The following is a 13024-nucleotide window of genomic DNA, read 5'->3' on the forward strand; positions in this document are numbered from 1 at the left end:
TTTCCGGATCATGCTCTCGGCCCGCGCTGTGTAGGGGGATGGGGCGCTGAGGTCAATAGCAGCGGTTGCTGCCGAAGTTCGCAGCAGGAGCGGGGATTTGCTCGCGGTATCCGCCGCTTAGGCCGGAATTTTCAACTCGATTGGCGGCCCGCTGTCCACGCCGAACAGCACCGATGGTTTGCCGGCGCCGTCAGTTCGTCTCCCGCCGCACCTCGCTCGGCACGGGCTGCGGCGTGCCGGCGGGGGTCGGCAACGCGACGGGGCGCAGGCCGATCAGCTCTGCGGTGCGGATCGCGCTGTCGCGCCAGAACTGGAACGAATTGATGCGGCTGAGTTCGAGGATGGCGATGGCGACCGCGGCCAGGAACGGCAGGCTCTGCAGCACCAGCACGCCGGCGAAGATGTAGATCTCGGTGATCTGCCTGAAGCTGTTGGAGGCAACAAGGACGCCGGCGCCGATCAGGAGCAGGGCGCCGATCACGGCCTCCCAGAACGCCTGGAACTCGATCGACATCCTGGACAGGCCACCCTTGGAGGTGCGCGCGAACGCGATGTGCTCGGTGATGAGACCCTGCGCGACCGCGCGCGACACCGTCCACTGCACGCTCATCGCCGCGATCATGGCGCCCAGCATCTGGCCCGGCTTGATCGCGACGCGCGCGCGGTACATCGACAGGAAGTGCGCGAGCGAGACGATGAAGGCGCCGATGATCGGCAGCGTCAGGATCTTGTCGGGGATGGCGATGTCGGCGAAGGCGACGATCGGCACCCAGACGAGGTTGAGCAGCGCCACGACCACGCCGAGGCTTTCGGCGCCCAGCCAGTTCAGCCAGCCGAGGCCGTATTCACGCTTCTGGTCGGGCGTCAGCCGGCTGCGGCCGGGCAGGAAGTGGCGCCAGTGCTTCTTCACGATCTGGAGGCCGCCATAGGCCCAGCGGTGACGCTGCTTCTTGAACGCCTCGTAGGTGTCGGGGAGCAGGCCCTGGCCGTAGCGGTGGTTGGTGTAATGGGTGGTCCAGCCGAGCTCCTGGATCGCAAGGCCAAGATCACTGTCCTCGCAGATCGTGTCGCTCGACCAACCGCCCGCCATGTCCATCGCGGCGCGGCGGATCAGGCACATTGTGCCGTGCACGATGATGGCGTTGGTCTCGTTGCGCTGGACCATGCCGATGTCGAAGAAGCCGGCATATTCGCCGTTCATGATGTAGTGCATGATCGACAGATCGCCGTCGCGATGCTCCTGCGGTGCCTGCACGAGGCCGACGCGCGGATCGGCGAACGCCGGCACGAGGTCCTTCAGCCAGTCGGGATCGACGACGTAGTCGGCATCGAGGATACCGATGATCTCGGCATCGACGGCGGTGCGGTCCATCGCGATGCGAAGTGCCCCGGCCTTGAAGCCTTGCACCTTCTCGGCATTGATGAACTTGAAGCGTTCGCCGAGCGTTCGGCAATGGTCCTGAATCGGCTGCCAGAAGGCGGGGTCCGGCGTGTTGTTGATGATCACGACGCATTCGTAGTTCGGATAGTTCAGCCGCGACAGCGCATCGAGCGTCTGCTTGAGCATCTCGACCGGCTCGAAATAAGCGGGGATGTGGATCGAGACTTTCGGAAAGTAGTTCTCGGGCACGTTCTCGACCGGCTTGTCCTTGCTGAGCAGCCGCTGGGGCGGCCGGCCGAACGCGACCGCGGCGATCTCGTCGATGCGCGCCATCGCGATGAGGACGAGGGGAACAAGCAGGATCATGCCGAGCGTCAGCGCGAAGGCCGAGCCGAAGATGAAATAGTGTCCGTTCCAGAACGCGAACACGGTGGCGGCCCAGGCGCCGACGCCGTTGGCGGTGGCCGACAGCAGGAACGCCTGCTTCGCCGTCGGCTGCTGCAGCCGCAGAATCGGCAGCGACAGCAGGATTCCGACCAGCAGGGCGATCGTCATCAGCTTCCAGTAGTCGGGATTCTCCACCGGCCCGGTCCAGGCGAATTTCGGCTCGCGGCTGGCGTTGAGGATGCCCCAGTACGGACCGACGCCGCCCTCGAAATATTTCCAGGGCTGATCGATGGCTTCGACGATGTTGTATTCCATGCCGATGGCGTCGGCGCGGCTGACGAAATTCCGCAAGGTCAGTGCCTGCTGGAACGGACCCGGGTCGGCATTGCGCAGATTGTAGCCCGCGCTCGGCCAGCCGAACTCGGCGATCACGATGCGCTTGCCGGGGAACAGGTTGCGCAACAAATTGTAGCGATCGACGGCCTGATCGACCGCCTGGTCCGAGCGGAAGTTTTCCCAGTAGGGCAGCACGTGGGCGGCGATGAAATCGACGTTGGAGCCGAGGTCGGGATTGTCGCGCCAGATGTTCCAGATCTCGCCGGTCGTGACGGGCACGCGGACCGCGCCCTTGACCTTCTTGATCATGTCGATGAGGTCTTCGACCTTCTGCTCGCCGCGGTAGATCACTTCGTTGCCGACGACGACGCCGTTGACGTTGCTGTTCTTGCGGGCGAGCTCGATCGCGGCCTTGATTTCGCGCTCGTTGCGGTCCTTGTCCTTGTCGATCCAGGCGCCGACGGTGACCTTGAGCCCGAACTCGGCTGCGATCGGCGGCACCAGTTCCACGCCGCCCGTGGACGAATAGAGGCGGATCGCGCGCGTCATGGTCGACAGCGTCTTCAGGTCGGCGCGGATTTTCTCTACCGTCGGGATGTTGTCGATGTCGGGGTGAGCCGAGCCCTCGAACGGCGCGTAGGAGACGCTGGGCAGCAGGCCCTTGAAGTCCGGTGCGGGTTCCTTGTCGCGCAAGACTCCCCACAGGCCGGCGTGGAGCACGGACACAAGCAACAGGACGGCGGCGACAACGCGCATCGCGGCTAAACCAAAAGGGGCTGAGGTGGCAGGGAAGCGGATCCGACCCCGAGATCCGACCAAGTCCGCGGCAAATGGAGCATATCTCTGCTGCGCGGTTTCACAACTGTCATGCCCTCATGACCTTATGAGGGCATGGCCAGTTTCGGAATGTGCGGCAGTGCCAACCGCCCTTATCGCCGATCGTTCCTGAACGCAGGCTGAAACGATCGCGGCTATTTCGGGGGCGCCGGCGACGGGCTTGCCGCAGGCGAGGGGGTCGCGGCCGGCTGCGGGGCTTGCGAGTTGCCGGTGGTCGGCGCGGCCGGCTGAGATGCCGCGGCGGCCGCCTGCTGTGGCTGGGAGGCCGGGTTGATCCAGCAAGCGTGCACGCGGCTGTCCAGGGTCTCGGCGACCTTGGGATCGATCTGGCCGCCGAACCGGGTCAGGCAGCGGAAGGCGGCCTGGATGTGGCCGCCGGGGCAGCCGAAGCGGTCGTAGAGATCGAGATGGCGGAATGCGGTATCGAGGTCATCCCGCCACATCAGCCGCACCACGCGCCGGCCGAGCCATACGCATTCGGGATTGCCGGCCGGGCCGTTGATGACCTGGGCCGCTTCGGCGAACTCATCGGTGCGGCGCTGGTTCAGTGCGGCATCCTTGGCGGCGTCGGCGGGCTGGGCCGCTGCCTTGCTCTGGTCCGGGGCGGGCGTGCCGCTCTGGGCGGAGGTGGCGTTAACGCCGACCAGGACGAGAAGGGAAGAAACGGCCAAGGTGGCGGCGAACCGCCGCAGGACCGCATTTCGTAACTCGAACACCCGTTGCCGCATGAATTCCCCAATAGATCCGCTGACCGTCCGCATCCCGACCTCGCGGACGCGCCGGTGATGGCGTCCAAATGGGTCCCCAATGCGGCGGAAAAGTCCTCGGGAGTCCATGACCTGTATTTGGAATTTTGTCCAGCAAAGTCACGATCCTAGCTCCCGGTCGAACGGCCGCGGCCAAATTCCTTTGGGGGAGGAGCGGATCCGCACCCGGGCACCCCCCTTGGCAGACGGCTTGCAAGCAGGTAATCGACGGACCCTTCGCGGAGGACGGAACCGATTTCTCTTCGTACGCCACTGGCGCTTCTGCTCGTTTCGCTGGGTGCGATTGCTGCCGTGTGGTGGTGGTTGGCGACGCCGATCACACTCGCGCGCGCTCCGATCGATCCTGCCGAGAAGGTCCAATGCGTCTCCTATGCACCGTTCCGCGGCGAACAGTCGCCGCTGGACGCGTGGACTCATATCGACGCGGACCAGATCGAGCAGGACCTGCGCCAGCTCAAGGAAATCACCGACTGCGTCCGCACTTATTCGATGGAGAACGGGCTCGACCAGGTGCCGGCGATCGCCGCCAAGGTCGGCGGGCTGAAGGTGCTCCAGGGCATCTGGCTCTCCAGCAACCGCTCCAAGAATTTTGAGCAGGCCGCGCTCGCGGTTCGCCTCACCAAGGAATTCCCTTCCATCATCACGGCGGTCATCGTCGGCAACGAGGTGCTGCTCCGCGGAGAGATGACGACGGCCGACCTCGTCTCCATCATCCACTTGGTGAAGACGCAGGTCAGCGTGCCCGTCACCTATGCCGACGTCTGGGAGTACTGGCTGAAGAACCGCGAGGTCTATGACGCCGTCGACTTCGTCACGATCCACATCCTGCCCTATTGGGAGGATTTCCCGATTAAAGCAAAATTCGCCGCCGCCCATGTCGAGGCAATCCGCGAGCGCATGGCGGTGGCGTTTCCGGGCAAGGAGATCCTGATCGGCGAAACCGGTTGGCCGAGCGAAGGCCGCATGCGCGATGGCGCGCTGCCGTCGCGCACCAATCAGGCGCGCGTCGTGTCGGAAATCCTGGGCCTGGCGAAAGCGCAGAAATTCCGCGTCAATCTGATCGAGTCATACGACCAGCCGTGGAAGCGCAAGCTGGAAGGCACCGTCGGCGGCTATTGGGGCCTCTACGACTCGGTGCGCCGAAGCCTGAAATATCCGCCGGGCGAGCCGATCAGCAATTTCCCGTACTGGAAATGGTACATGGGCGTCGGCATGGGCCTCTGCGTCCTGGTGTTCGCGGTCGCCGGCCTGACGTTGCGGCGCAGGCCCTGGACGCCGCGCTTCTCGGCCTGGCTCGGGGTCGGCATCTCGGCGACCTCGGCGGGAATCCTGCTCGGGATCGGCGCCGACAAGATGTATTATGAGAGCTACGGCATCGGCGGCTGGCTGTTGTGGGGCATGCTGCTCGCGGCCGGCATACTGTCGCCGATCTTCTGCGCGCAGGCGATGGTGATCGGCCGCAGTCTTCCGACCTTTCTCGATCTGCTGGGCCCGCGCGAGGGCCGGAAATGGTCGAAGCTCACCGCCGTGCTGGGTCTCACGCTGGCGGTGACGGCGGTGATTGCGGCGCAGACCGCGCTCGGCTTCGTGTTCGATCCACGCTACAAGGATTTCCCTTACGCCGCGCTGACGATGGCGGTGGTGCCGTTCGCGCTGCTGATGCTGAACCGGCCGCAGATCGGCCAGCGTCCGATCGCGGAGTCGGTGTTCGCGGGTGTGCTGGCGCTGTCGGCCGCGTATGTGCTCTTCAACGAGGGGCGCGACAACTGGCAGTCGCTGTGGACCTGCGCGATCTATCTGTTGTTCGCGCTCACGCTGTGGCGGGCGCGGGCCGAGCAAATCCAAGAATGAACAGGCCGATCGCCAGGCCAGACAGCACGACATTGTAGAGCACGATGCCGAGGCCGGCGGCGATGATGCCGACGGTGAGCAGCACGATCGACGGCCGCATCAGGTTCAGCGCCGCAACCACCAGCGCGACGATCCCGAACACCGAGTTCTTGAACAGCACGGTCGCGACCGAGCGCGCCTTGCAGATCAGTGTCTGCAGCCCGGCGTCGCAGGCGAGCCCGACGGTCGAGAACTCGATGCCGAGATAGCGCAAGTAGAGCGCATAGCCGACGGATGCGAAGCCGACGACGATCAGGAACTGCACCTGGTAGGGCGTGAGGCGGAAGGGCTTTTTTGTCATGGCGGCAATATGGTCGGGAAGGCGCGGAGGGGCAACAGGGCGGGTGGAAGTTTCTCGCGGGCCTGCGTGAGAAACTTCGACCCTACCGCCTGAAGAACGACGACAGCGTCGAGCCCGCCGACGCCGTCTCCGGCTTGGCCGGCGCGGCCGGTTGCGCCGCAGGTGCGGGCGCGGGCTCCTCGCGCTTTGACGAACGCTTTGAGGAGTAGCTGCGGCGGCGCTTGTCCGGCTTGGCGGTGGGGGCGGGCGCAGGTGCAGTCTCGGCTTGCGGCGCTGCGTCCGGATTCTTATCGGCGTTCTTCTCCTGAACCCGGTCCTGGGACTTTTCTTGTCCCTTCTCCTGAGCCTTGTCCTGACCTTTCTCCTGGCCGCCGCGCATCGACAGGCGCTGGCCGTCGAACACAGTGGTCTCGCAGTGGCGGCTGTTCTCCGCGAGACCTGCGCAGAGCTTTGCAGCGGCAGCCGCATTGATCAGGGGGCCGGCACCGAGACGAAGCTGCATGCCGAGGCCGGTATTGCCTTCCTTGATCATGATGATCGGCCGCAGCGCCGCAACTTCCGGATTGGATTTGGTCAGGCCGCGCCAGAGTGCGCGCAGGCCGTCGATCGAGTGGGCGCCGCCGAGATCGATCGCAAAGCGCGTCTGCTGAACCGGGATCGCTGGAGTCTCGCTTTCGGTTGCCTCCGGCGGCTTGGCTGATGCGGCTGCGACTTCGGTCGGAGCGGGCGCCGGCTCGGGCTTCGTCTCGGCGGCCTTCTCGGTTGGCTTCTCAGTTGCCTCGGGCTGGACCAGTTTCGACGCAGCCGGATCGGGCGGCGCCATGATCGACTTGGAGGGCACCAGCGGAAGCATCGGCAGTGCCGACGTCGTCAGCGGCGCCTGCTGCACGAGCGAGGCCGCGGCCGCGCTCTGAGGCGGGGGGATCAGCTGCTCCTTCGCGGCGTCCTTCGGAGCGTCCTTTGGAGCGTCCTTGGCGAGTTCAGCACGCGGCTTGTCGTTGGCCAGGGCGGGCGTCGAGGCGACCGGCGCGACGCTGGGGGCCGTTGGCCCGATCAAGGCCGGCGTATCCTGCGACTTGGCTGCGGACGCCGGCGGCGGTGTTGCGGCGCTCTGCTTGGCGATGGCGCCGGTGACGGAATCGAGCCCTTGCTCCAGCACGGTGACGCGCGAATACAGCCGGTCGCGATCGGTGTTCAGCGTCTCGATGGCGGAGGCGAGGCGGCGGGCCTCGTTCTGGCTCTCCTTGGTCAGCAGCTGGAGCCGGTCGGACTGGCGGGCGAGATCGGCGGACGCAACCTGGTCGCGCCGCCAGCCGAGCTGGGCCTGGTTGGCCGTCACGGCAAGCACGACCGCACCGACAGCCGCCACGCCCCATGAGCCCAGCCGCCACATCATGCGGCGATCGAACGAACTCTCCTCGGCCAAAAGTCCGGAGAACAGCCCGCCGGTCTGCTTGGTCCCGAAGGCGTCCGCCAGTGGGTCGGAATCCTTTGCCATGAACGTTAAGTGCCCAGCCCCTGTCCGGCTTCCCCGAATCAATCAGGGAACATTAGCAGTAAAACTGCGTCGCACTTGAACTCCGGGCGTTTGCGGGGGTAGCAAGGCGGGCAGCTCATGAGGGCGGTCGCCGCCCGCCGGCACCATTTGATTCGGCCGTATCTGACAGGATTTTGATGACCGCCCGTTCCAGCCTCACGATCGTGCTCGCCGCCGGGGAAGGCACGCGCATGCGATCGAGCCTGCCGAAAGTGCTGCATCCCGTCGCACAGCAGAGCCTGCTCGCCCACGTGCTCGCCGCCGCCCCCAAGGGAACCGGCACCGCGCTCGCCGTTGTGATCGGCCCCGATCATCAGGCGGTCGCGGACGAAGCAAAGCGCATCCGTCCCGACGCGCTCACCTTCGTGCAGGCCGAACGGCTCGGCACCGCGCATGCGGTGCTGGCGGCGCGTGATGCCATTGCGCGGGGCGTGGACGACCTGCTGATTGCATTCGGCGATACGCCGCTGATCTCGGCCGAGACCTTTGCGCGCCTGCGCGCGCCGCTCGCCAAAGGCGCTGCGATTGCCGCGCTCGGTTTTCGCGCCGCCGATCCCACCGGCTATGGCCGCTTCATCGTCGAGGGCGACCGCCTGGTCGCGATCCGCGAGCAGGCCGATGCGAGCTCCGAAGAGCGCAAGATCGATCTCTGCAATGCCGGCGTGATGGCGATCGATGGGCGCCGCGCGCTCGAGATCCTCGGGCAAATCGGCAATGCGAATTCCAAGGGCGAATATTATCTGACCGACGCGGTCGGCATTATCAGCGACAAGGGATGGGATGCCGTGGTGATCGAAACCAGCGAGGACGAAGTGCGCGGCATCAACACCAAGGCGCAGCTCGCCGAGGCCGAAAGCGTCATGCAGGCGCGGCTGCGCAGGTCTGCGATGGAGGCCGGCGTGACGCTGATCGCGCCCGAGACCGTCTATCTGTGCGCCGACACCGTGTTCGGCAAGGACGTCACGATCGAGCCGTTCGTGGTGATCGGCCCCGGCGTCTCGATCGGCGACGGTACGGTGGTCCATTCCTTCTCGCACATCGTCGAGACGTCGCTCGGCAAGAAGGTCTCGATCGGCCCCTATGCGCGGCTGCGGCCCGGCACCTCGCTCGGCGACGGCGCGCGGATCGGCAATTTCGTGGAGACCAAGGCGGCGACGCTGGAGGCCGGGGTCAAGGTCAACCATCTCTCCTACATCGGGGACGCCACTGTCGGCGCCAATTCCAACATCGGCGCCGGCACCATCACCTGCAACTATGACGGCTTCAAGAAGCACAAGACGATCATCGGGCAGGGCGCCTTCGTCGGCACCAACTCCTCGCTGGTCGCGCCGGTGAAAATCGGCAACGGCGCCTATATCGGTTCGGGCTCGGTGATCACCCGCGACGTGCCCGACGATGCGATGGCGCTGGAGCGGAGCCCGCAGACCATCAGGGAAGGCGGCGCGGCGCGCTATCGCGAGATGAAGACAGGCGGCAAGAAGACCGGGAAATAGGCTTGCGCTATTCGTCGTCGGCGAATTCGGAGAAGATGGCGCGCGTCAGGCGCCAGCCGCGGGGCTTGGCGCGCTTGGCCGGTTCGCCTTCCGCATGCTTGACGAAGACGGGCTTGCTTTCCTTGCCGCGGTGGGGCGGCGGCCAATGCGCCAGATGCGTGCCCGAGGTCTCGCTGGCGCGCATGGACATCGGTGACAGACCTTTGCGGTCGGACGAGCTCTTCATGGCCTTGCTCTCCTGACCCGGAATCGTTGGCCAAACCTGTTGACAACAAGTTAACGCGCGCGATTTAAGGCCGGCCAGTTCGACGCAGGCGAAGTCGCGTGCGTGCCGGTGCTGTCTCAATCAGCAATAATTATTGAGTATCTGGTTCCTTAGGAACTTCGCTAAAAGCCGAGCGCGTCGTTTAGGCGATTTTTCGACGATTTGGGGGATATTGATCCGCATGTGCGGGATTGTCGGCATTCTCGGGCGCGAACCGGTTGCAGAGCAATTGGTGGATTCGCTCAAACGTCTTGAATATCGCGGCTACGATTCCGCGGGCGTCGCCACGCTCGAAGGCAACCACCTGGAGCGCCGCCGCGCCGAGGGCAAGCTGAAGAATCTGGAGAAGCGGCTCGAAGCGGAGCCTCTGAAGGGCACGATCGGCATTGGCCATACCCGCTGGGCGACCCATGGCAAGCCGACCGTGAACAACGCCCATCCGCACGCGACCGAGCGCGTCGCCGTGGTCCACAACGGCATCATCGAAAATTTCCGCGAGCTGCGCGAGGAGCTCGAGAAGAAGGGCGCGGTGTTCCACACCGAGACCGACACCGAGATCGTGCTGCATCTGGTCGACGATCTCTTGACCCGCGGCAACAAGCCGGTCGAGGCGGTGAAGCTGGCGCTGGCGCGGCTGCGCGGCGCCTTCGCGCTCGGCTTCATCTTCGCAGGCGATAACGACCTCATGATCGGGGCCCGCAACGGCCCGCCGCTCGCGATCGGCTATGGCGACGGCGAGATGTATCTCGGCTCCGACGCCATCGCGCTCGGCCCGTTCACCGACACGATCAGCTATCTCGAGGACGGCGATTGGGTCGTTCTGACCCGCAAGAGCGCTGATATCTTCGACAAGGACGGCAAGGCCGTCCAGCGCGACAAGATCAAGCACGCCGCCTCGACCTCGCTGGTCGACAAGGCCAATTACCGCCACTTCATGGCGAAGGAGATCCACGAGCAGCCGGAAGTGGTCGGCCACACGCTGGCGCGCTATGTCGACATGGCGACCGAGCGCGTCTCGCTGCCGGTCAAGCTGCCGTTCGACTTCAAGGACATCCAGCGCATTAACATCACGGCCTGCGGCACCGCGAGCTATGCCGGCTTCGTCGCAAAATACTGGTTCGAGCGCTTTGCGCGCGTGCCGGTCGAGGTCGATGTCGCCTCCGAATTCCGTTACCGCGAGGCGCCGCTGCGCAAGGGCGACCTTGCCATCTTCATCTCGCAATCGGGCGAGACCGCCGATACGCTGGCGGCATTGCGTTATGCCAAGGCCGAGGGCGTGCACACGGTGGCCGTCGTCAACGTGCCGACCTCGACGATCGCGCGCGAGAGCGAGACCGTCCTCCAGACGCTCGCCGGACCCGAGATCGGCGTCGCCTCGACCAAGGCCTTCACCTGCCAACTCATGGTGCTGGCGAACCTTGCAATCGCGGCCGGCAAGGCCCGGGGTGAGTTGTCCGACGAGGACGAGACCAAGCTGGTCCACGGTCTCGTCGAGATTCCGCGTTTGATGGCGGATGCGCTCACCACCGAGGTCCAGATCGAAAAGCTCGCGCACAGGATCGCCAAATCCCGCGACGTGCTCTATCTCGGCCGCGGCACCAGCTTCCCGCTGGCGCTCGAAGGCGCGCTGAAGCTGAAGGAAATCTCCTATATCCACGCCGAAGGCTATGCCGCCGGCGAGCTCAAGCACGGCCCGATCGCACTGATCGACGAGACCATGCCGGTCGTCGTCATCGCGCCCTACGACCGCGTATTCGAGAAGACCGTCTCCAACATGCAGGAGGTCGCGGCCCGCGGCGGCAAGATCATCCTGATGACCGACGCCAAGGGCGCGGCGGAGGCGACCGTCGAGTCCCTCGTCACCATCGTCATGCCTGACATGGCGGCGGCGTTCACGCCGATGGTCTATGCCGTTCCCGTGCAGCTGCTCGCCTATCACACGGCCGTCGTCATGGGCACCGACGTCGACCAGCCACGCAACCTCGCAAAATCGGTGACCGTGGAATAGGCAGAGGGGATCCGGTTCGCTTCGTGGTCTTCCAAAACCTGCTACAAGACCATAGCTTGTGTGCTGCGACCGACCTGGAACCCGAATGACCCCCCGTGACGACGCGCCTGCGCCTCTGGATCCCCTGCCGGAACCGCATACCGGCCTGATGGGCCGCTTCCGCAATTATTTCCTCACGGGCCTCGTCGTGACGGGGCCGATTGCGATCACGCTGTATCTGGTCTGGTGGTTCGTCACCTGGGTTGACGGCGTGGTGCGGCCTTTCGTGCCGCTGGCCTATCGGCCCGAGACCTATCTGCCTTACGTCATTCCCGGCTGGGGACTGATTGTCGCGTTCTTCACGCTGACGCTGGTCGGCTTCCTTGCGGCCAACCTGATCGGGCGGACGCTGGTTGATGTCGGCGAGACCTTTCTCGGTCGCATTCCGGCGGTGCGCGCCATCTATCGCGGCCTGAAGCAGGTGTTCGAGACGTTGTTCTCGGGCAAGGGTTCGAGCTTCCGGAAAGTTGGCCTGGTCGAGTTTCCCTCGCCGGGCATGTGGTCGATCGTGCTGATCTCGCAATCGCCGAATGAAGAGGTCGCGCGCAGCCTGCCGGGGCAGCAGGAGCACGTTTCGGTGTTCCTGCCTTGCTCGCCGAACCCGACCACGGGGTTCTTCTTCTACGTGCCCAAGAGCAAGATCGTCGAGGTCGACATGAGCACCGAGGATGCCGCGACCCTGATCATGTCGGCCGGTGTGGTGCAGCCGGGCTCGGCGCCCGACCCGAAGAAGGCTGCGGCACTCGCCGGCATGGCGAACGCCGCGCGCATTGCCAATGCGGCGGCGCTCCAGCCGCAGCCTGCGAAGGTGGAGTAGGGCCATTCCCGTTTCGGATGGCCGCATTGGCGCAAAGCACTTTCGTCCTCTGCTAGTCTCCCGGTCGAATTGAGCGCCTCGCTCGGAATTCGACCTGGAGTGCACGATGTCCAAAACCATTGCGATCCTCGCCCCCGGCGCCATGGGCAGCGCGGTGGCCCGCCGGCTCAGCGAGCACGGTGCACGCGTGCTGACGTCGTTGAAGGGGCGGAGCGAGGCGACGCAAAAGCGCGCGGCGGACGCCGGCATGATCGGCGCCGAGGACGAAGCGATCGCGGACGCCGACATCATCCTCTCGATCGTGCCGCCGGGCGAAGCTGTGGCACTCGCCGAGCGGCTGGCCGCCCTGATCGTCAGGCGCGAGAAGAAGCCGGTCGTGGTCGACTGCAACGCCGTCAATGTCGATACCGTGATGCGGATCGAGGAGATCATCGGCTCGGCACAGGCGCCGTTCGTCGATGCCGGCATCATCGGATTCCCGCCGCAGCCCGGCGGCAAGAGCCCGGCCTTCTACATGTCCGGCGAGCACGCCAAAGACGTCGCGGTGCTGAAGGAACTCGGGCTCGACGTGCGGATCGTCGAAGGCCCGGTCGGCGCCGCGTCGGCCTTGAAAATGTCCTATGCCGGTATCGTCAAGGGCCTCGCCGGCATCGGCTCGGCGATGGTGGTCGCGGCAACGAAGGCAGGCGCGGCGGACGCGCTGCGCGACGAACTCGCGCTGAGCCAGCCCGCGATTTTGGCCCGCCTCGAAGTCGCCCTGCCGGACATGGTTCCAAAAGCCTATCGCTGGGTGGCTGAGATGCGGGAGATTTCCGGCTTTCTCGGCTCCGATCATCCGGCCAGCCAGATCTACGAGGGCTTTGCGCGCTGGTTCGAGCATCTCGCCGAGGACGCGAATGGCGATGCGATGGAGGCGGACTTGATGAAGGCGTTTGCCGCGCGCGTTGCACAGAAGAAATCCTGATT

At 65.3% G+C, this 13024-nt stretch carries 10 protein-coding genes; 5 read left to right on the forward strand and 5 right to left on the reverse strand.

The window, feature by feature from the left end:
• Positions 1–190: 190 nt before the first annotated feature.
• Both JQ572_RS29710 and JQ572_RS29715 read right to left on the reverse strand, forming a co-directional pair.
• Positions 191–2860, reverse strand: coding sequence for a glycosyltransferase (locus tag JQ572_RS29710; RefSeq protein WP_211386383.1), 2670 nt, complete (start codon positions 2858–2860; stop codon positions 191–193).
• Positions 2861–3075: 215 nt separating this feature from the next.
• Positions 3076–3669 (reverse strand): beta-1-3, beta-1-6-glucan biosynthesis protein, encoded by a 594-nt coding sequence (locus JQ572_RS29715; protein WP_211386499.1) that lies wholly within the window; start codon positions 3667–3669, stop codon positions 3076–3078.
• Positions 3670–3999: 330 nt separating this feature from the next.
• On the opposite strand from JQ572_RS29715, the gene JQ572_RS29720 reads away from it, so the two are divergent.
• Entirely contained in the window at positions 4000–5559 is a 1560-nt protein-coding gene (locus tag JQ572_RS29720) for a glycoside hydrolase family 17 protein (protein WP_262049208.1), read from the forward strand.
• On the opposite strand, the gene JQ572_RS29725 is transcribed toward JQ572_RS29720, so the two are convergent.
• Both JQ572_RS29725 and JQ572_RS29730 read right to left on the reverse strand, forming a co-directional pair.
• A complete protein-coding gene (locus tag JQ572_RS29725) occupies positions 5519–5899 on the reverse strand; it encodes a hypothetical protein (protein ID WP_211386384.1) in 381 nt (126 codons plus the stop codon). The genes JQ572_RS29720 and JQ572_RS29725 overlap by 41 nt on opposite strands.
• Positions 5900–5981: 82 nt before the next feature.
• Positions 5982–7397 carry a hypothetical protein gene (locus JQ572_RS29730; protein ID WP_211386385.1) on the reverse strand — a complete coding sequence of 472 codons (1416 nt, stop codon included), beginning with the start codon at positions 7395–7397 and terminating at the stop codon, positions 5982–5984.
• Positions 7398–7573: 176 nt separating this feature from the next.
• On the opposite strand from JQ572_RS29730, the gene glmU reads away from it, so the two are divergent.
• A complete protein-coding gene (gene glmU / locus JQ572_RS29735; protein WP_211386386.1) occupies positions 7574–8929 on the forward strand; it encodes a bifunctional UDP-N-acetylglucosamine diphosphorylase/glucosamine-1-phosphate N-acetyltransferase GlmU in 1356 nt (451 codons plus the stop codon).
• A 7-nt stretch (positions 8930–8936) separates the two neighbouring features.
• Here the strand turns inward: glmU and JQ572_RS29740 are convergent, their stop codons facing one another.
• Entirely contained in the window at positions 8937–9155 is a 219-nt protein-coding gene (locus tag JQ572_RS29740; RefSeq protein WP_211386387.1) for a hypothetical protein, read from the reverse strand.
• A 220-nt stretch (positions 9156–9375) separates the two neighbouring features.
• On the opposite strand from JQ572_RS29740, the gene glmS reads away from it, so the two are divergent.
• From glmS to JQ572_RS29755, 3 genes are all read left to right on the forward strand, one after another.
• Entirely contained in the window at positions 9376–11202 is a 1827-nt protein-coding gene (gene glmS, locus JQ572_RS29745; protein ID WP_211386388.1) for a glutamine--fructose-6-phosphate transaminase (isomerizing), read from the forward strand.
• 85 nt (positions 11203–11287) lie between these two features.
• The gene (locus JQ572_RS29750) at positions 11288–12058 is read left to right on the forward strand and encodes a DUF502 domain-containing protein (RefSeq protein WP_211386389.1); all 771 of its coding nucleotides are present in this window, start codon (positions 11288–11290) and stop codon (positions 12056–12058) included.
• Positions 12059–12164: 106 nt separating this feature from the next.
• Positions 12165–13022 (forward strand): NAD(P)-dependent oxidoreductase, encoded by an 858-nt coding sequence (locus tag JQ572_RS29755; protein ID WP_211386390.1) that lies wholly within the window; start codon positions 12165–12167, stop codon positions 13020–13022.
• The last annotated feature ends 2 nt before the right edge of the window (positions 13023–13024 follow it).

This window comes from Bradyrhizobium sp. SZCCT0153 (genome assembly GCF_018129995.1).
Taxonomy (GTDB): domain Bacteria; phylum Pseudomonadota; class Alphaproteobacteria; order Rhizobiales; family Xanthobacteraceae; genus Bradyrhizobium; species Bradyrhizobium japonicum_G.